The organism is Rhodococcus sp. NPDC056516, assembly GCF_042794655.1.
Classification (GTDB): domain Bacteria; phylum Actinomycetota; class Actinomycetes; order Mycobacteriales; family Mycobacteriaceae; genus Rhodococcus_F.
Genome location: NZ_JBHTTG010000006.1, coordinates 458,890 through 477,422, shown reverse-complemented (window position 1 = coordinate 477,422; position 18,533 = coordinate 458,890). Strand labels below are relative to the sequence as shown.

Annotated in this window: 17 protein-coding genes; 14 read left to right on the top strand and 3 right to left on the bottom strand. The window is 63.2% G+C overall.

Annotation, left to right across the window (positions count from 1 at the left end; all coding sequences use genetic code 11):
• Positions 1-44 precede the first annotated feature (44 nt).
• From eccCa to ACFQ6Y_RS20845, 9 genes are all read left to right on the top strand, one after another.
• Complete coding sequence (gene eccCa / locus ACFQ6Y_RS20885; protein WP_378636682.1) at positions 45-4,049, top strand: type VII secretion protein EccCa; 4,005 nt, start codon at positions 45-47, stop codon at positions 4,047-4,049.
• Complete coding sequence (locus ACFQ6Y_RS20880) at positions 4,046-5,548, top strand: type VII secretion-associated protein (protein ID WP_378636678.1); 1,503 nt, start codon at positions 4,046-4,048, stop codon at positions 5,546-5,548. The genes eccCa and ACFQ6Y_RS20880 overlap by 4 nt, the downstream gene beginning before the upstream one ends.
• Before the next feature lie 184 nt (positions 5,549-5,732).
• The gene (locus tag ACFQ6Y_RS20875; RefSeq protein ID WP_003940986.1) at positions 5,733-6,038 is read left to right on the top strand and encodes a WXG100 family type VII secretion target; all 306 of its coding nucleotides are present in this window, start codon (positions 5,733-5,735) and stop codon (positions 6,036-6,038) included.
• 86 nt (positions 6,039-6,124) lie between these two features.
• Positions 6,125-6,418 (top strand): WXG100 family type VII secretion target, encoded by a 294-nt coding sequence (locus ACFQ6Y_RS20870; RefSeq protein WP_003940975.1) that lies wholly within the window; start codon positions 6,125-6,127, stop codon positions 6,416-6,418.
• 312 nt (positions 6,419-6,730) lie between these two features.
• Complete coding sequence (rplM, locus tag ACFQ6Y_RS20865) at positions 6,731-7,174, top strand: 50S ribosomal protein L13 (RefSeq protein ID WP_019747566.1); 444 nt, start codon at positions 6,731-6,733, stop codon at positions 7,172-7,174.
• The gene (rpsI, locus tag ACFQ6Y_RS20860; protein ID WP_230812265.1) at positions 7,171-7,683 is read left to right on the top strand and encodes a 30S ribosomal protein S9; all 513 of its coding nucleotides are present in this window, start codon (positions 7,171-7,173) and stop codon (positions 7,681-7,683) included. The genes rplM and rpsI overlap by 4 nt, the downstream gene beginning before the upstream one ends.
• Positions 7,684-7,838: 155 nt before the next feature.
• Positions 7,839-9,176 (top strand): phosphoglucosamine mutase, encoded by a 1,338-nt coding sequence (glmM, locus tag ACFQ6Y_RS20855; protein ID WP_378636673.1) that lies wholly within the window; start codon positions 7,839-7,841, stop codon positions 9,174-9,176.
• A gap of 139 nt (positions 9,177-9,315) precedes the next feature.
• Positions 9,316-9,621 carry a hypothetical protein gene (locus tag ACFQ6Y_RS20850; RefSeq protein ID WP_378636668.1) on the top strand — a complete coding sequence of 102 codons (306 nt, stop codon included), beginning with the start codon at positions 9,316-9,318 and terminating at the stop codon, positions 9,619-9,621.
• Positions 9,622-9,701: 80 nt separating this feature from the next.
• Positions 9,702-10,745 (top strand): hypothetical protein, encoded by a 1,044-nt coding sequence (locus ACFQ6Y_RS20845; protein WP_378636664.1) that lies wholly within the window; start codon positions 9,702-9,704, stop codon positions 10,743-10,745.
• 46 nt (positions 10,746-10,791) lie between these two features.
• Here the strand turns inward: ACFQ6Y_RS20845 and ACFQ6Y_RS20840 are convergent, their stop codons facing one another.
• Positions 10,792-10,980, bottom strand: a complete 189-nt coding sequence (locus ACFQ6Y_RS20840) for a hypothetical protein (RefSeq protein ID WP_378636660.1) — start codon at positions 10,978-10,980, stop codon at positions 10,792-10,794.
• Between the two features lie 6 nt (positions 10,981-10,986).
• The gene (locus ACFQ6Y_RS20835) at positions 10,987-11,826 is read right to left on the bottom strand and encodes a dienelactone hydrolase family protein (RefSeq protein ID WP_283303192.1); all 840 of its coding nucleotides are present in this window, start codon (positions 11,824-11,826) and stop codon (positions 10,987-10,989) included.
• A gap of 112 nt (positions 11,827-11,938) precedes the next feature.
• Between ACFQ6Y_RS20835 and glmS the strand changes: the two genes are divergently transcribed.
• A complete protein-coding gene (glmS, locus tag ACFQ6Y_RS20830; protein WP_378636656.1) occupies positions 11,939-13,801 on the top strand; it encodes a glutamine--fructose-6-phosphate transaminase (isomerizing) in 1,863 nt (620 codons plus the stop codon).
• A 53-nt stretch (positions 13,802-13,854) separates the two neighbouring features.
• On the opposite strand, the gene ACFQ6Y_RS20825 is transcribed toward glmS, so the two are convergent.
• Positions 13,855-14,226 (bottom strand): plastocyanin/azurin family copper-binding protein, encoded by a 372-nt coding sequence (locus ACFQ6Y_RS20825; RefSeq protein ID WP_378636652.1) that lies wholly within the window; start codon positions 14,224-14,226, stop codon positions 13,855-13,857.
• A 38-nt stretch (positions 14,227-14,264) separates the two neighbouring features.
• On the opposite strand from ACFQ6Y_RS20825, the gene ACFQ6Y_RS20820 reads away from it, so the two are divergent.
• The 4 genes from ACFQ6Y_RS20820 to tsaE are packed head-to-tail and all read left to right on the top strand — an operon-like array spanning position 14,265 to position 18,486.
• The gene (locus ACFQ6Y_RS20820; protein WP_378636649.1) at positions 14,265-15,698 is read left to right on the top strand and encodes an NAD(P)H-hydrate dehydratase; all 1,434 of its coding nucleotides are present in this window, start codon (positions 14,265-14,267) and stop codon (positions 15,696-15,698) included.
• Positions 15,699-15,753: 55 nt separating this feature from the next.
• Positions 15,754-16,956: an alanine racemase gene (alr, locus tag ACFQ6Y_RS20815; RefSeq protein ID WP_378447801.1), complete on the top strand. Its 1,203-nt coding sequence runs from the start codon at positions 15,754-15,756 to the stop codon at positions 16,954-16,956.
• Positions 16,953-18,005: an alpha/beta fold hydrolase gene (locus ACFQ6Y_RS20810; protein ID WP_378636644.1), complete on the top strand. Its 1,053-nt coding sequence runs from the start codon at positions 16,953-16,955 to the stop codon at positions 18,003-18,005. Before alr ends, ACFQ6Y_RS20810 begins: the two co-directional genes overlap by 4 nt.
• A complete protein-coding gene (tsaE, locus tag ACFQ6Y_RS20805; RefSeq protein ID WP_378534434.1) occupies positions 17,995-18,486 on the top strand; it encodes a tRNA (adenosine(37)-N6)-threonylcarbamoyltransferase complex ATPase subunit type 1 TsaE in 492 nt (163 codons plus the stop codon). Before ACFQ6Y_RS20810 ends, tsaE begins: the two co-directional genes overlap by 11 nt.
• Positions 18,487-18,533 lie beyond the last annotated feature (47 nt).

The window sequence follows — 18,533 nt, the reverse complement described above, 5'->3', positions numbered from 1 at the left end:
AGGCGCATGGCGGCATCAGCCGCAGCACCGATGGGGTGGGTGAATTGAGTACTGTCAGATTTGCGCGTCGAGCGCGCCGCGAATCGCCGCGCACACCGGGCGGCGAAGTGACGCTGCAGGCCCCACCGGAGATTCCTCGTGTCACGCCGGGAAACCTACTGACCAAACTACTTCCGGTGATCATGGTAGTTGCGATGATCGGCATGGTGGCGCTGATGTTTTCTTCCGGCATGGCGCGCAATCCGATGTCCCTGCTGTTTCCGGTCATGATGATGGTGTCGATGCTCGGGATGCTTGCCGGGGGCGGTCGTAGCGGTGGAGCAAGAGCTTCCGAAGCGAACGAGGACCGCAAGGACTACCTGCGGTACCTGGATCAGATGCGCAGTGACGTCGCTGCGACGTCCGGTGCGCAGCGTGCTGCTCTTCAATGGAGCAATCCCGAGCCGTCGCTGCTCTGGACACTCGCCGGAACTGTGCGGATGTGGGAGCGTCAGATCACCGACTCGGACTACTGTCACGTTCGTGTCGGTCTGGGTACACAGCGATTGGCCACCAGACTCGTATCTCCGGAGACCGGTCCGGTCGAGGATCTCGAACCCGTCGCTGCTGTCTCCCTTCGGCGTTTCGTCCGTGCGCATTCGGTTGTACAGGACCTGCCGACCGCCGTCTCACTTCGCGGATTTGCTGCGATGTCCATCGAGGGGCAGCGAGATTCAGCTCGTGCGCTTGTCCGCTCGATGTTGATGCAGCTGTGCACTTTCCATGGTCCGGACACGGTCCAAGTTGCGGTGGTGTGCGGACCCGATACCGAATCCGAGTGGGAGTGGGTCAAGTGGCTCCCACACGTGCAACACCCGGAGTCTCAGGACGGCGCGGGTGCTTCACGCATGGTGTTCGGTTCGTATCTCGAGTTCGAAAGTTCCCTCGGGGAACCGCTTTCGATGCGGGCTCGATTCGCTCGCAACACTCCGGCGAGTGCGGGTGTTCCGCATCTCGTGTTGGTCGTCGACGGTGGGTTGCTCGAAGGTGACACCGGCCTGTTGTCCGAATCCGGGCTCGACTCGGTGACCGTCCTCGATCTGTGCGGGTTCTGCCCGCGACTGGCGGCGGCGCGCGGTTTGCGACTGGTCGTCGGTAGCGATCAGATCGGTGCGGTGAGCAGCGCAGGAGTCGAGAACTTTGCGACGCCCGACGCGGCGTCGACCAGCCTGGCGCAGTCGTTCGGACGTCGCATCGCACCGTTCCGTGCGGCATCGCAGAACGCCGTCGACGCAGCTGACGACGACCGGTCCGTTCGGACCTGGAGTCAGATGTTGGGGATCGGAAACATTGCGAGGTTCAATCCTGAGCATGGCTGGCTGCCACGTCAGGGGCGCGATCGACTCCGCGTGCCGATCGGAGTCGGACAAGACGGAAACCCCGTCGAACTGGATCTGAAGGAGTCGGCCGAGAACGGTATGGGCCCGCACGGGCTGTGTATCGGAGCCACCGGTTCCGGTAAGTCGGAGTTCCTGCGAACATTGGTGCTCGGCCTGATCGCGACGCACTCACCCAACGCACTGAACCTCGTCCTCATCGACTTCAAAGGTGGTGCAACCTTTCTCGGCCTCGAAGAGGCGCCGCACGTTGCTGCGATCATCACCAACCTCGCCGAGGAATTGGCGATGGTCGATCGTATGAGGGACGCTCTCGCCGGCGAAATGAACCGTCGACAAGAATTGCTGCGTGCGTCAGGAAACTTCGCAAACGTCTCCGACTACGAGAAGGCGAGGCTGGCCGGCGCTGCACTCGATCCGTTGCCTGCGCTCTTCGTGGTTGTCGACGAGTTTTCCGAACTGCTCAGTCAACAGCCGGAATTTGCCGAATTGTTCGTGGCGATAGGGCGATTGGGTAGGTCACTTCACATTCACCTGCTGTTGGCCAGTCAGCGACTCGACGAAGGAAAGCTACGCGGTCTCGACAGCCATCTTTCGTATCGGATCGGTTTGAAAACGTTCTCGGCGAACGAGTCTCGTTCCGTCCTCGGCGTTCCCGATGCTTATCACCTACCGGGCACACCCGGTGCGGGATACCTGAAGTCCGATTCGGCGGAGATCGTCCGCTTCCAAGGTGCCTACGTGTCAGGCCCGTACGAGGGCGAGCGGATAGTGCCCACTCGATTCTCGGTCGATTCTCCCGTCGAACTTGCGCCGCTGCCCTTTACCGCGACGCCGGTGATCGGCCCGGAGGCTGTTGTCGTTCCCGTCGAACCCGACGTCATCGACATGGGTGAAGTCGGTGACGATGCACGTTCTCTCATGGGAGTCCTCGTCGACCGCATGCGCGGTCACGGTCCACGTGCGCATGAGGTGTGGCTCCCACCGCTCGAGTCATCTCCGACGCTCGACCAGTTGTTGCCGCGGTGGGCGGCCGGTGATCAACCTCGCGGAAATCTGAGCGCACCCTTCGGCATAGTCGACAGGCCATTCGATCAGCGCCGCGATCTACTCGTCGCCGATCTCAACGGATCGACGGGCAACCTCGCGATCGTCGGTGGCCCGCAGTCGGGAAAGTCGACGGCATTGCGCACGTTGATCTTGTCTCTGAGCATGACACACACGTCAGAACAGATTCAGTTCTACTGCCTCGACTTCGGTGGTGGAACGCTCCTCGGATTGAAAGATCTGCCGCACGTCGGATCGGTGGCAAACCGATTGGATTCCGACCGCGTCCGGCGCACAGTTGCCGAGGTACTCGGTGTGGTCGCCAAACGCGAGCGACTGTTTCGTGACCTCGGCATCGAATCAATGGCCGATTTCCGTAGATTGCGAACAGCTGATCCCACCGGAGAAGGAGCGGCTGCGGGACTCCGAGAGGACCCGTATGGTGACGTCTTCCTCGTCGTCGACGGTTGGCCCAGCGTGCGTTCGGATTTCGAATCACTCGAGCCTCAGATAAACATGCTCGCCGGTCAAGGTTTGTCCTTCGGTGTGCACGTGATCGTCACGACGTCGAGGTGGGCCGAGATCCGGCCGGCACTCAAGGATCAACTGGGTACTCGTATCGAACTTCGATTGGGTGATCCGGGCGATTCGGATGCGGGTCGCCAGAAAGCGAGCCTGGTACCGGAACGTCGACCGGGTCGTGGCATCACTCGCGACGGACTTCACCTTCTCACCGGACTACCTCGAATCGACGACACGCCTAGTAGTGAGAACTCGAGTGCGGCTGTGGCGTCGGCCGTCGAACATATTGCAGCCATGTCGAATTCGCGTCCGGCGCCGACCGTGCGGATGCTTCCGGATTCGTACTCGCGGGCAGAACTTCTCGAAACTGTCGGGACTCGGTGGCCCTCACCGAGTGCGGCCGACGGTCGGTGCCTCACCGTACCGATCGGGCTCGGTGAGACCGACCTCGCCCCGGTGTACATGGACTTCCGGGAACACCCGCACTTCTTGATATTCGGCGACACCGCGTGTGGGAAGACATCTCTCTTGCGCGGAATAGCCGAAGGGATCATTGCGTCGAATACGCCGGCTCAGGCCAAGCTGATCATCGGTGACTATCGGCATTCCCTGCTGGGGGTGGTCGAAGGGAATCACCTCGGCGGGTACTCGGCGTCGTCGACGACGTTCGGTGAGTTGATGGTCGACCTGGCTCGGATCGTGGCCGCCAGAATGCCGAACGCGGAGACGACACAGCAGCAACTACGGGAACGGTCGTGGTGGAGTGGGCCGGAGATTTACGTATTGATCGACGACTACGACCTTGTGGCCACATCGAGTGGCAACCCTGTGGCGCCGTTGCTCGAATACATCCCACATTCCAAGGACATCGGTTTGCATCTGGTGATTGCCCGCCGTTCCGGTGGCGCAGCCAGAGCTCTGTACGAACCGGTGATTGCGAGAATCCGCGACATGGCGCCGGCTGGATTGATCATGAGCGGAAGTCGTGACGAGGGAAATCTCGTCGGCACTGTCCGCGCGTCGGCAATGCCGGAAGGTCGTGGGGTTTACGTTTCTCGCTCGCAAACCCAACTTGTCCAAGTTCCGTGGATGCCACCGCTGTGACCGTTCCGTCCGCGGTGTCGGTCTCGGTACATTGGGGCGCATCCAACATCTGGGTCGTATCGGGTCAACGCGAATTCTGTTGTAGTGCAGACCTCAGACGCGAACCGGCGTCGGGGCCCGGTACGACCGTTGTCAATGCGATCGATTTTGTCGACGACGATTATGTCGACGTGGACGGTCGGATTGTCCCGACCGTATTGGAGTTGGCCAGGCTGATCTCCAGCGCGATGGACGGGTGCGGAATCGTCGACGCAGACATTCTTTATCTCAGTCATCCCTCGGATTGGGGCGTCCCGCGCAGGCGCCGATTGCTGGATGCCGCACGGCGAGTGGCGCACGACGTCGTCCTCGTGCCGACCGCGATCGCGGCGGCGAGGTCGGCGCATACGGCCTGGCGATCGCGGTGTGTCGTCCTCGAACTGCGCGGCGGAATGGTGGTCGCTTCCGTTGTCGGTGAGGTTGACGGTGAACTACGAATCGACGGGGCACAAAGTTCGGAGATCGCAGACGTTGCGGGTTTGTTTTCCGCGATCGGGGACTTGTCGGTTCGGGACGCTGTGGTGTTGGTCGGGCCGCGCTCCCACGCGGTTGCGGCTTCGCTCGAACGTGGGCCGACGAATGTTCACGGTCACGCGAGCATTCGAATTCTGGACGAGAGCCGTATGGCTTCGTCTCTGGTGGATCCTCGAGCGCTCGTTCGCCAGACAACCGTGCGGGACAGTTCCGGGCGAATCGTCGACAATTCGGCTTTTGGTGCCGGGTGGGTAGGCACTCCGGACATTGCGATGTCGGTTCCTCGCGCGGACTCGAATGCCCCTCTGCCGCGTCGTGTCGATGGGCACTTCCGAGGCCGTCGACGGTTCGCTGTGGCGCTTGTAGTGGGAGCCGTCGCCGCTGCGGCCGCGGCGACGATCGTGGTGTCCATTCGCGATCGAGGCGATTCTCCGTCGGCGGAGTCGGTCGCAGCTACGGCGGAAGACAATGTCGAGAACGTGCAGGCGTCGAAAGAGCAGGGAAAGCCTGTCCCGAAGAATTCGCTGCCGTCGATCGACGCCGGTGCCACGCCGGAACTCGTGCGTGTGGACCTGGGAAGCGTTGCAGCAGAACTACCTTCCGATTGGAAACTCGTGCCGCGAGGGGCCTCGAGCGGGCGTACCGATTTGTTGCCCAGCGCCGGTGCGGATCGCAAGATCGTGGTCGTCGAGAAACGCCTGGCCGAAGGTGCGGGATTCGATTCCGTCGAAGCTGCTTTGCGTCAGCAGTTTTCGACGTTCGAAGACCCTTTGCGCTTCGGGGAGTTTTCCGTGCTCGACGATGGTGCAGGAAAACAGGCAGTGGTGTATCTCGAGTTTCCGGACGATTTCTCCGAGGTGCGTTGGCACGTGTACGTCGACAACGGATGGCAAGTGAGTATCGGCTGTCAGTATCTTCTCGGCGAGTGGGACAGTCTCGAAGCGGACTGCCTGCGGACGTGGCAGTCACTCGAATTCACGCCGTGACCTCGGATCGGTTGGTTCTGAAAATATTCTTCGGTCGGGCCGGAACCGTTGGCACTGAGGTCGCGTCAAAGTATGTGTAGCGCACATCAGGGAGTTCCGCTCGACCCCGGTGCACGTCCGACGGACAAGCCGTCGTGTGTGATCGCCGATACCGAACGGTACTCACCGAATCCAGGGGGACGACATGGGCTTTACCGCAACTACCGCTGAATTGATCGATTCGGCGGGGACCATCGACGGACATCTCGGTGACATCAGGGGACTGGTCAACGCTGTTCGATCGGAGGCCGACGCTTCGCACAATTCGTGGAACGGCGCGGCGCAGGTCGAATACGCAGGGATCATGGAGCGATACAACAGCGCGGCCCTGAAGTTGGACACCGCTCTGACCGACATCTGCGAGCAGATCAAGCAGGCTGCGGGAACCTTCGACTCGACCGAAGACGACAACGTCAGCTCGCTTCGCGGCGCGACGGTGAACATGTCCTGACCGTCAGCTCTTCACAGTTCGATCGAGCAGTTCTCAGCCAGTAGTTCTCACAAGATCTCTTCAGTCACACCGAACCGGGAGCAGTTATGTCCGACAGGATCAAGTACGACTTCGGCGGCCTCGCAATGCTGTCCGATCAGATGAAACAGCAGGCCAAAGCGATCAACGACAAGCAGGGCGACATCAAAGTTGTCGTGGACAAGCTGCAAGCAGGTTGGGAAGGCGCAGGTTCCGAAGCGTGGAACGACGCACAGCGCCGCTGGGCCCAGGCCTCCGAAGAACTGAACATGGTTCTCGCGCAGATCGCCGGAGCGACGGCAAGCGGTTCCGAGAAGATGCAGGAAGCTGATCGGATCGCCGCAAACGGGTTCGGTCGCTGACAGCAATCATGTCGTGATGACACCCGACTGCCCCGGTACTGACAGGTGCCGGGGCAGTCGTGCTGGACGAAGATGCTGTTGGCAGGGAGGGCCGCGCTTTGACCTGGCCGCGCTTTGACCTGGCCGCGCTTTGACCTGGCCGCGCTTTGACCTGGCGGTGGGTAGACCGGTATCGTCTATCGGTGGCGTGCCGTAGGGCTCCGGCAGAAATGCGTGGAGACCGGCGGTTCTCGGGTCTCAACTGGCCGCCGAGGATCGTTTACGCGATACGCACATGGTCAGCAGTGGAATGAATTAAGACGAGGAAGATCTGTGTCTACGTACACCCCGAAGGCCGGAGATGTGACCCACTCGTGGCACGTCATCGACGCCACTGACGTGGTGCTCGGCCGTCTTGCCGTTCAGGCAGCGAACTTGCTGCGTGGCAAGCACAAGCCCACCTACGCGCCGCACATCGACGGTGGTGACTTCGTTGTCATCATCAACGCTGAGAAGGTTGCCATCAGCGGCAACAAGCTCCAGGGCAAGAACGTTTACCACCACTCCGGATTCCCGGGTGGCCTGAAGTCCCGCACTGTCGGTGAGGTCCTCGACAGGACTCCCGATCGTCTCGTCGAGAAGGCCATTGTCGGCATGCTCCCCAAGACGAAGCTCGGCCGCGCAATGAGCAGCAAGCTCAAGGTCTACGCGGGCCCGAATCACCCCCACACCGCGCAGCAGCCGGTGCCGTTCGAGATCAAGCAGGTCGCACAGTGACATCGCCGGAAGAGCAGAACGTGTCCGAAGAGAACATCGAAGCAGTGGAAGAGCTTGTTTCCGCTGACGCAGTCGAGGTCGTCGAAGAGGTTGCTGCAGCTACGCTCGCACCGATCGTCCTCGATCGCCCGGTCCAGACCGTCGGTCGCCGCAAGGAGGCTGTCGTTCGCGTCCGGATGGCTCCCGGCACCGGTCAGTTCAAGCTCAACGGCCGTACGTTGGAGGATTACTTCCCCAACAAGGTTCACCAGCAGCTGATCAAGGCTCCGCTGGTGCTCGTCGAGCGTCCCGAGTCTTTCGACATCATTGCACTGCTGCACGGTGGCGGCCCGTCCGGTCAGGCAGGCGCTCTGCGTCTGGCTATCGCGCGCGCACTCATCGAGGTAACCCCTGATGATCGTCCGGCCCTCAAGCGTGCAGGCTTCCTGACGCGTGACGCCCGCGCTGTCGAGCGTAAGAAGTACGGCCTGAAGAAGGCCCGTAAGGCATCGCAGTACTCCAAGCGCTGATGCTTTGCCGAGGTTGACCCAACGGGTCTGCTTCGGCACCTGTTCACCACAAGAGCGGGCGTCCATCGTTACCGGACGCCCGCTCTTGTGTTTCTCGAAGAAATTCCATGCTCGAAGTTCCACTTTCGAGGTTCTCAGGATTCAGGAGTCGTTCTATGGGTCGGTTGTTCGGTACCGATGGTGTTCGTGGACTTGCCAATTCGGATCTGACTGCAGATCTTGCATTGAGATTGGCAGTTGCCGCAGCGAGCGTACTGACAGCCGACACCTCGGATGCACGTCCGACCGCCGTGGTCGGTCGCGACCCCCGCGCCAGCGGTGAGATGCTTCAAGCCGCGGTGACGGCCGGGTTGAGTTCGGCAGGCGTCGACGTGCTCGACGTGGGTATTCTTCCGACTCCCGCAGTCGCATACTTGACGGCAAAGCTCGACGCCAGTCTCGGTGTCATGATTTCGGCATCGCATAATCCCATGCCGGACAACGGAATCAAGATCTTTGCAGCCGGTGGACACAAGCTGGACGACTCGGTCGAGGTAGCGATCGAGGATGCACTCGACGGCACCGTGTCGCCGGTCCTTCCGACAGGTGCCGGAATCGGCCGAGTTCGTACGGTCGACGACGCCGCTCAGTTGTACCTGGCGCATCTGGCAAGCGCGGCGAGCGAGCCACTCGCCGGACTCACCGTTGTCGTCGACTGCGCAAACGGCGCTGCTTCCGCGCTCGCACCGGTTGCCTACGCCGCAGCGGGCGCTCGCGTCATCGCGATCAGCGCCGATCCCGACGGCCTCAACATCAACGACGGTTGCGGATCGACACACCTGGAGAATCTCCAGAAAGCCGTGGTCGATCACGGGGCTGACCTAGGGCTCGCGCACGACGGCGACGCCGACCGCTGCCTGGCCGTCGACGAGACCGGCGCGGTGGTCGACGGTGACGCGATCATGGCAGTTCTGGCGATCGCGATGAACGAGGCCGGAGAGTTGGTCGAGAACACTCTCGTCGCGACCGTCATGAGCAATCTCGGGTTGCACATCGCCATGCGCGAAGCAGGTATCAACATCGTGACGGCCGCCGTAGGTGACCGCTACGTCTTGGAAGAACTGCGCGCGGGCGGGTACAGCCTCGGCGGCGAACAGTCAGGCCATGTCGTGTTGCCGGCGTTCGGCACCACGGGCGATGGGATTCTCACCGGTCTCCGGCTGCTCGGACGCATGGCTCGTACGCGTAAGTCGGCATCCGCACTGGCCGCAACGATGACCACCCTCCCGCAGGTACTGATCAACGTGAAGGTCGGGGACAAGGCGACGGTGGCAGCGTCGCCGTCGGTACTCGCAGCCGTCGCGGACGCCGAGCGCGTTCTCGGTGACGGTGGTCGAGTGCTCCTGCGCCCGTCCGGGACAGAGCAACTGGTCCGCGTCATGGTCGAGGCCACCGAACTTCCGCTCGCGCAGAAGCTGGCCGACGAGTTGGCTGAAATCGTCGGTTCGGTCTAGTTCTTCGTTACGCGTGCGCTTTTTCGAGAGAGCCTCTACGCGTTCGCGTATTTGAGGGAACGTAATTGCGCCCGGCTGCGTCCAAGGAGTCAAAGGCCGCTCGACGTGCGAGTGGTTCTGCTGAAACTTGGGGGCGCTCGTGGACGTCGACCGTGCTGGAACAGACGAATTGGCACGCCACGCGGTGTCTGTGGCTCAGGGTCTGCGCGATTCTGCGGCACCGCTCAGGTGTTTGCGATGGAGCGGTGCCGTTTCGGGCCGTGACTACGTCGAGCACGGAGCCGCTTTGGCGTCGGCATTGGAGGTCCTGAATTCTCGTCTGACTGGGCGTGCTGATCTTCTCGATACGCTGGGGCGCCGGCTTTCCTCCTCGGCTCAGGTGATCGCCGAGGTGGACCGTGAGGGTGCGCAGCGGTTGCGGGACTCCGGCGGGTCGGCCTCGTGATATCGAACAGCCATACAGCCCAGGCAGTACCGAACGGCTACTACTCTTTCGAAGATATTCTTGGACTGCGTGATTCACTCGTGCGTCCCGACGAAATTCTGGACGCCGGCGCTCGAGGGCTGCAGTTTTTCGACCGATTTCACTACCTGGCCACTCGGTTGGGGTTCGAAGAACGAGTTCTCACGTCTTACGAGGATTCGTATCGCGCAGAGGCCGGCATCGATTTCGAGCCCCTGGCGCGAGACGTGTCGGACATGGCTGGGGCGGTGGATGGTTCGGTCGCGGAGATCGCGATGCTGACGGTCCTGGCGGAGAATCTTCCTGCGGTGTGGAATGTTTCCGACGTCGACGCGGTCGTAGATCAGGTCTTCGCGGCGCGGCAAGAAGCTCGGTCCGATGCGGATTCGGCGCCATTGTTGATTGTGCTGGCCGACGAACTCGCACAGACTGTTCGAAGGGCTCTGGCAGACAAGGCTTTCAAGGTGGCCAGCCTGGACCGGGCGACCATCGGCGGTCTGGGTGCGGGGGAGATCGATCAGCTGGTCCGCATCGCTTCCAGTGGTCGAGGCTCTGCGCCCTGGCTGGACACAGTTTTTCGCTCGGCGTATCTGGAGGCTCGCGACGAATTCGACAGGGCGTGTGCGCAGTGCGCGAGCGCGGTAGGCGATGCTTTCGATGCCGCGACTGCGTGGGTGACAGACGCGTTCCCGTCGACCTTGCCGGTCGCCGAGACGAACGAATCCGTCACCGCGGCTGCGCCGATCTCTTTCTCGATCGGCGGCAACACGTGGGGCTTCTCGATTGCGCCCGACGGTCGTGGGGTGAGTCTCGATGTCGCCGGCGCCGACGGGAACTCTGTGTCGGTCACCGTGGAGTTGGACGAAAATGGTTGGCCGAGAATAGTTTTTGATGCCGGTCAGGGGGTGGTCGTGCAGGAGACACACCCGCAAGAAGCTGCCCAGCCCGCGACACCCCAGCCTGATATTCCCCAGCCCGAAGTGCCGGTTGAAACCACCGCCGAAGTCTCGCCAGCGCCGGACCCGCCTGTCACAGTCCCTGACGAGTCGGTCGCGGTCCCCGACGGAGAGACGGGTGCGGAGCTGGCCGGAGCTGGTCCGCTGTGAGGTCCGTCCACGCGCCGTTTGAAGCGATCCGTCGAACCCTCGACTCTCAACTTGACGACTTCCGTGAGCGCAGAGCAGCCGCGGCGAGCGAGGAATCGCGCCAGGAGCCGCCGTCGCCGCGGCCTGAAACGACATCTGCCGAGAACGGCACGGATGGGACCGCCAGAGCCGGCCCGTATCTGCGATCCGCCTCCGAGCCGACGCCGACGAAGCCGAGCCCGCCGGTGGCGAGCACAGACCCCTACTTACGCAACAGTTGGCTGGCCCGCGCGTCGGAGTGAGGGTCGACCGGGAGCAACGGCGCCGTGTGCGGAATCTCGACGTCGGGATCAGCGAAGTCCTTGTACTTCTTGTCGCCGGTCAGATGGAACAACAGGAAGCCCGTGAGCAGGCACCGTGTGGCGGACTGTGTCTTGCGCTCGGATCCACCGAGACCCAGGGCGCCGAGGAGTCGTCGGCCTTCGATCAGTCCGGCGTCTTGGCCGTCGTTCACGGTGCGTGCGACGACGGGACCGCCCCACTCCACGCTCAGCGGCCGGGCATTGCTGGTCAAGGAATCGACGTCGTCTTCGCCGGCGAGGATCAATCCGGGCGCTGTGATCTTCGACGCGTAGTTCTCCGCCTTGGGTGCTGTCGGGGCCGGGAACAGTGCGGCTACCGCACCGACATCCCCGCGCTGCGCTGCGGCCAGTACCGCCGCGCCCGCGCCCATGCCGTGACCGGCAAACGCAACCCGATCGGGTTGGACGCTGATCTGGCCGGGGCCGAGTCGGACGCCGACGCAGATGTCGAGCGTCGCCCGAAGATCTGCAGCCAATCCGAGATGTGACGGGACCGGACCGCGTTCGCTGTCGGGCGCCGCTGCGACAATTCCCCAGGAAGCGAGGTGCTGGAGTGTTTGCTCGTACTTGTGTGACCCGACCATCCACCCGTGCGCGAACGCAACGGCGGGGAGATTGAAACCGGTTTCGGGCGTGTACACGACGCCCGGCTGTCCGGCCAGGGCGAGGTTGCCGCGGAGAACTCGGTGCGGGCCGCGCTTGGACAGCTCACGGGTCAGTGTCTTCAGTTTCGGTGCCACGGTTGAAGACGTTATCCGATGAGCCGCCTCGTGTATGCGGAGCGGACGCCGGAACCAGGTGCGGGAACCGCAAAATGCGCCCACCGCCGATGTCCAAGTACCCTGAGTCACCATGTGCGGAATCGTGGGATACGTCGGCCACCGCCCAGCTCTGGGCGTTGTGGTGGAGGCTTTGCGACGAATGGAGTATCGCGGGTACGACTCGTCGGGAATCGCGATTCTCGACGGAACCGGTGGGGTCGAGATCGAGCGTAAGGCCGGTAAGTTGGCCAACCTCGAGGCGGAGCTCGGCGAGTACGGTGCGGATCACTTCGTCGGTACGTCCGGTATGGGCCATACCCGTTGGGCGACGCATGGGCGTCCGACGGACCGCAATGCGCACCCGCATCGTGATGCCTCGGGCAAGCTGGCTGTCGTTCACAACGGAATCATCGAGAATTTTGCCCCGCTGCGTGCGGAGCTCGAGGCTGCAGGCGTCGAACTGCAGAGCGACACGGATTCCGAGGTCGCGGTTCACCTCGTCGCCCGGGCGTACGCCCAGGGGCCGACGGCAGGTGATTTCATCGAGAGTGCGCTGTCGGTGGTTCGTCGGTTGGAAGGTGCGTTCACGCTCGTCTTCACGCACGCTGATCACGCGGACACGATTGTCGCCGCGCGCCGCTCGACACCGCTCGTAGTCGGTGTCGGTGAGGGCGAGATGTTCCTCGGCTCCGACGTCGCTGCATTCATCGAGCACACACGCGATGCGGTTGAACTCGGACAGGATCAGGCAGTGGTGATCACTGCCGACAGCTACCGGATCTCCGACTTCGCGGGAAACGAGGCAGAAGGACGCCCGTTCCGCATCGACTGGGATCTCGCGGCCGCCGAAAAGGGTGGTCACGATTACTTCATGCTCAAGGAGATCGAAGAGCAGCCGACTGCTGTCGCCGACACGCTCCTCGGCCACTTCGAAAACGGGAAGATCGTCCTCGACGAGCAGCGGTTGTCCGATCAGGAACTGCGCGACGTCGACAAGGTGTTCGTTGTCGCTTGCGGTAGTGCCTACCACTCCGGTCTGTTGGCGAAGTACGCGATCGAGCATTGGACGCGTCTACCTGTCGAGGTCGAACTCGCGAGCGAATTCCGTTACCGCGACCCGGTTCTCGATCGTTCGACGCTTGTTGTCGCGATCTCGCAGTCGGGAGAGACGGCCGACACGCTCGAAGCTGTCAAGCATGCCAAGGATCAGAAGGCGCGGGTTCTCGCGATCTGCAACACCAACGGTGCGCAGATCCCGCGTGAGGCCGACGCCGTCCTCTACACCCGGGCAGGACCGGAAATCGCGGTCGCGTCCACCAAGGCGTTCCTTGCGCAGGTGACCGCGAATTACCTCGTCGGATTGGCATTGGCCCAGGCGCGCGGCACCAAGTACCCGGACGAGGTCGCCCGCGAGTACGCCGACCTCGAAGCGATGCCCGCATTGGTCAGCAAGGTACTCGAGACGGCACAACCGGTGCGCGCGTTGGCACGCCAGTTCGCGCACGCGTCGACCGTGCTGTTCCTCGGTCGCCATGTCGGCTACCCGGTGGCGCTCGAGGGTGCACTCAAGCTCAAAGAGCTTGCCTACATGCACGCCGAGGGCTTTGCCGCCGGTGAGCTCAAGCACGGCCCGATCGCGCTGATCGAGGAGGGCCTGCCGGTCATCATCGTCATGCCGTCGCCGCAGGGTCGCGCTGTGCTTCACTCGAAGTTGGTGTCGAACATCCAGGAGATCAAGGCGCGCGGCGCGACGACGATCGTCATCGCGGAGGAAGGCGACACCGTCGCCGCGGCGCATGCGGATCACCTGATCGAGATTCCGGCGTCACCGACACTGCTGCAGCCGTTGCTGTCCACGGTTCCGTTGCAGATATTTGCAGCCGAGGTTGCCGCGGCGCGCGGATACGACGTCGACAAGCCGCGTAACCTGGCGAAATCGGTTACGGTCGAATAGCTTTCGCCCAAAACTCGGGCCCCGCAGTCGAAAGACTGTGGGGCCCGAGTGCGTTACTGCGCCGCAACGACGACGGTTCCGCGCATCTCGGGATGAGGTGTGCAGGTGTAGTCGAAGGTTCCGGGTTCGGTGAACGTGTAGGTGTAGGTTCCCGACCTCTTGAGTGGGCTGCGGAGTTTGCCCTTGGCGTCACCGAGGCCGCTGACGTCGTGAGCCATTCCGTTGTCGTCGAACACCCACGTGACCGTCTCGCCGACGTTCACGGTGATGGAAGCGGGGGAGTACGCCATCCCGGAGATTGTGACCACAGGTCCGCTGGCCGTCGTTTCCGGAGCCGGTGGTGTGGAGTCGGTGGTGGAACTGCACCCGACCAAGCCGAGAGCGAGCACGAGTCCCGCGATTGCCGGGCGAAGACGTGATTTCATGGTTCCGAGGGTAGCGACGGCAACTGAAGGGTTCCGACATGCGTGGGTTCTACACAGCCGATCAGGTGCGAGCAGCGGAGGCGCCACTGCTCGACAAGCTGCCGGACGGGGTGCTGATGCGTCGAGCGGCTTACGGTCTCGCGCGAGTCGTCGCGGATGAATTACGTTCGCGCACAGGATCGGTCGCACATCGGTCCGTGACGCTTCTGGTAGGTACCGGCGACAACGGCGGTGACGCCCTGTGGGCCGGTGCGTTGCTCCGCAAACGAGGTGTGAGTGTCCGGGCCGTGCTGCTCGACCCGGCCCGCGCTCATCGGGCGGGCCTCGACGCTCTACTGAAGGCCGGTGGCCGAGTCGCCGCCGAAGTCGGGTCGCCGGATCTGGTGATCGACGGCATCGTCGGGATTTCCGGGCACGGCGGTCTGCGGCCGAATGCGGCTGAGCTGGTCGGCCAGGTGGATGCGCCGATCGTGGCGGTCGATGTGCCGAGCGGCGTCGACGCGAACACCGGCGCAGTGGACGGTCCGTCGGTACGCGCTGATGTGACGGTCACCTTCGGTGCGCTCAAACCGGTACACGTACTCGCGGCTCCGCTGTGTGGTCGTGTCGAACTCGTGGACATCGGATTGAGCGTCGGCGAACCGGAGTTCGGTTCACTCGATCCGGCCGAGGTCGGCGCGCTGTGGCCGGTACCTGGTCCAGACGACGACAAGTACTCGCAGGGTGTGGTGGGCATCGTTGCGGGAAGTGAGCAGTATCCGGGCGCGGGCGTGCTCTGTACCGGCGCCGCGGTGACCGCGACCTCCGGTCTGGTCCGCTACGCCGGGCACGGAGCCGCAGAGGTGCTGTCCCGGTTCCCGGAGGTGATCGCCAGTGAGACGTTCGAGGCTGCGGGGCGAGTTCAGGCCTGGGTGGTCGGCCCCGGTATGGGTACCGACGATGCCGCTGTGCGACTTCTCGCGTCGGTACTCGCTTCCGATGTGCCTGTTGTCGTCGATGCGGACGGACTGACCTTGCTGGCTCAGCGTCCCGAACTTGTCGCAGCACGGGCCGCGCCGACACTTCTGACTCCCCACGCCGGCGAGTTCGCACGATTCACACCCCTCGGCGACGACAGAATCGCAGCCACGCGTGCTCTTGCCGAACGACTCGGAGTCACGGTGCTACTGAAGGGCCATACGACGGTGATCTCGGATCCGGGCGGTGAGGTCCTGGTCAACGACGCCGGCGGCTCCTGGGCGTCGACGGCAGGTTCGGGTGACATCCTCTCCGGCGTGATCGGCGCGTTGCTGGCTGCGGGTCTGAGCCCTCTCGAAGCCGGGGCCGTCGGCGCGCGGGCCCACGCGTTGGCTGCGAATATCGCCGCCGCGGGCGATCAGAGCGATGTCGCCGGAGCACCGATTTCGGCGTCACCCCTGCTGGGAGGACTGCGCGAGTCGGTGCGTGTGCTCCGCTCTTTTGCCCAGAACTGAGTGTGTTCAAACCCGAACACGTGTCCGATCCTGTGTGGGTGGCAGGATTGTCGCCATGACGCTTGCCCAGGGAAGAGCACCGAAGGAGCCTGCGGAGGGGAAGTCGAGCCAACTTGACATCGCAGTAGGGCCGCAGACGGAGGCAGTCGTCGATCTGGACGCTATCGCGCACAACGTGCGAGTCCTGCGTGAATTTGCCGGGGATGCAGCGTTGATGGCGGTCATCAAGGCGGACGGATACAACCACGGCGCAGTTGCGGTGGCACGGACGGCACTCTCAGCCGGAGCGCGGGAACTGGGCGTCACCACCATCGCCGAGGCATTGGTTCTTCGCGAGGCAGGCATCACCGCTCCCGTCCTGGCCTGGTTGCACGGCGTCGATGCCGATTTCGCGTCGGCGATCCGCTCGGACGTCGAGATCGGGGTCTCCTCGCCGCGACACCTGGCTGCGGTGGTCGACGCGGCACGAGTTCTGGGACTACCGGCGACGGTGACGCTCAAGGTGGACACCGGTCTCAATCGCAACGGCGTATCGAGAACCGAGTGGCCGCAGATGCTCGACGACCTCGCCGCTGCCCGGGACGAGGGCACGATCCGGCTACGCGGAGTGTTCTCGCACCTCGCGCACTCCGACGAGCCACATCACGACGTCATCGACATGCAGAAGCAACGCCTGATCGACGCGGTTGCCGACGTCCGTGCCCACGGATTCGACCCCGAAGTTGTTCATCTTTCCAACTCGGCAGCGACGGTTACCCGCCCTGACCTGCGATTTGACATGGTTCGACCCGGAATAGCGATATATGGATTGTCTCCGGTGCCCGAACTCGGAGATTTCGGTTTACGACCGGCGATGACGCTGCGAGCGAAGGTGATTCTGGTGAAGAAGGTGGCCGCCGGAGAGGGCGTCTCCTACGGGCATCAGTGGGTCGCACCGCACGACACCACTCTTGCGCTGCTGCCCGTCGGCTATGCCGATGGTTTGTCTCGTTCCCTGAGCGGCAAGTTCGAAGTGCAGTTGGGCGGTAAGCGTCGCCAGGCGGTCGGGCGTATCTGCATGGACCAGGTGTTGGTGGACCTGGGGCCGGACGGCGACGGAGTTCGCGAAGGCGACACCGCGATCTTCTTCGGCAATGGCGATCACGGCGAACCCAACGCGCAGGCCTGGGCCGACGTACTCGACACCATTCACTACGAGGTCGTGACCGGAATACGTGGACGCACTGTGCGTACGTACATCGGGGGAGAGACGTCATGAAGACTGCAGGAAAAATGAGCATTCTCGGTGGCCTGCTCAGCGCTGTGGCGCTCGGGTCGATGGCCGGCGTGAACGCATTCAAGACCGCGACGCGTCCTGGCCGGGAAATCTACGCCGACGAGGACTTCGACCTCATGACGCGCGACCGCAAGAGCACTGTGCGCACCGAGGACGGCGTCGAGCTGGCAGTTCGCGAAGTGGGACCGGACGACGCTCCGCTGACAGTCGTTTTCGTGCACGGATATTGCCTGAGTGCGCTGTCCTGGCATTTCCAGCGCCGCCAGCTCGAAGAGCGATGGGGCAACAAGGTTCGCATGGTGTTCTACGACCAGCGCGGACACGGGGATTCGGGTATGCCACGCTCGAAGAGTTGTACGGTTTCGCAGCTCGGCCGCGATCTCGCGACCGTCGTCGAGGCCAAGGTACCCAAGGGCCCGATAGTTCTCGTCGGTCACTCGATGGGCGGTATGACGGTACTCGCGCTCGCCGGTCAGCGACCCGAATGGTTCGAGGGCCGCGTCATCGGCGTGGGGCTGGTCGCGACGACGGCGGCAGGCCTGGCCGAGACCGGCCTGACCCGCAATCTGCAGAATCCGATCATCGACGGATTCCGGTTGGCAGTGCGCACCTCACCGGGAGTAGTTCAGCATGCACGGGGCGCTGCGCGAGTATTGATCACGCCGATCCTGCGTGCGGCCTCGTACGGCACCGATGTCAGCCCACGGCTGCATGAACTCTCGGACGGCATGCTCGACCGCACCTCGGTTGTGACCATCGTCAATTTCCTGCGGACGTTGGAACTGCACGACGAGTCCGCTTCTCTCGAGGTCCTCGCGCACACACCGGCAGTCGTGATCTGCGGCGATCAAGACATGATGATTCCGTTCATCAGCTCCAAGCGTCTCGCTGCCGATCTACCCGAATCCGAACTCGTGCGAGTTCACGGGGCCGGCCATCTGGTGCAGCTCGAGTTCCCGGCGATCGTGACGGAGGCAATCGACAAGTTGGTGCAGCGAGCGCAGGTCGAAGAGCGGTCCGATGTCGGCTGAGAACTTCACCGGACTTCCCGAATCCGGACAGATCACGTTGGAAACGGCCGAGGACACCGAGGCTTTCGGCCGACGATTGGCGGCGGGGCTTGTTGCCGGCGACCTGGTGGTGCTCGACGGACCGCTCGGGGCAGGCAAGACGGCGTTGACTCGCGGTATCGGAGCGGGCCTCGGCGTGCAGGGCCGGGTGACGTCCCCCACGTTTGTCATCGCCCGTGAGCATCGACCGGGCACCCGTCCCGGCGGCGGCGATCCCGTCGGCATGATTCACGTCGATGCATACCGACTGGGCGACAGCGGACCGCACGCACTCGACGAACTCGATGCTCTCGACCTCGATACAGACCTCACCGACGCAGTGGTGGTTGTCGAATGGGGTGGCGACGTTGTGGAAAGGCTCGTCGAACGGCACCTGCGAGTGCAGCTTCATCGGGAACCTGAATCAGATGTGCGGACGGCCAGCTGGGCCTGGACGTCGTGAAACGGAGTTTGGTGTCACAGCCGTCGTGACCCTCCCGGGCCGGAAGT

Excerpts from the sequence above, each read along its gene's own strand:
- ACFQ6Y_RS20875 (WP_003940986.1), top strand. The coding sequence starts at position 5,733 with ATGGGCTTTACCGCAACTACCGCTGAATTGATCGATTCGGCGGGGACC.
- glmS (WP_378636656.1), top strand. The coding sequence starts at position 11,939 with ATGTGCGGAATCGTGGGATACGTCGGCCACCGCCCAGCTCTGGGCGTT.
- ACFQ6Y_RS20820 (WP_378636649.1), top strand. The coding sequence starts at position 14,265 with ATGCGTGGGTTCTACACAGCCGATCAGGTGCGAGCAGCGGAGGCGCCA.
- ACFQ6Y_RS20810 (WP_378636644.1), top strand. The coding sequence starts at position 16,953 with ATGAAGACTGCAGGAAAAATGAGCATTCTCGGTGGCCTGCTCAGCGCT.
- ACFQ6Y_RS20870 (WP_003940975.1), top strand. The coding sequence starts at position 6,125 with ATGTCCGACAGGATCAAGTACGACTTCGGCGGCCTCGCAATGCTGTCC.
- ACFQ6Y_RS20825 (WP_378636652.1), bottom strand. The coding sequence starts at position 14,226 with ATGAAATCACGTCTTCGCCCGGCAATCGCGGGACTCGTGCTCGCTCTC.
- alr (WP_378447801.1), top strand. The coding sequence starts at position 15,754 with ATGACGCTTGCCCAGGGAAGAGCACCGAAGGAGCCTGCGGAGGGGAAG.
- tsaE (WP_378534434.1), top strand. The coding sequence starts at position 17,995 with ATGTCGGCTGAGAACTTCACCGGACTTCCCGAATCCGGACAGATCACG.
- glmM (WP_378636673.1), top strand. The coding sequence starts at position 7,839 with ATGGGTCGGTTGTTCGGTACCGATGGTGTTCGTGGACTTGCCAATTCG.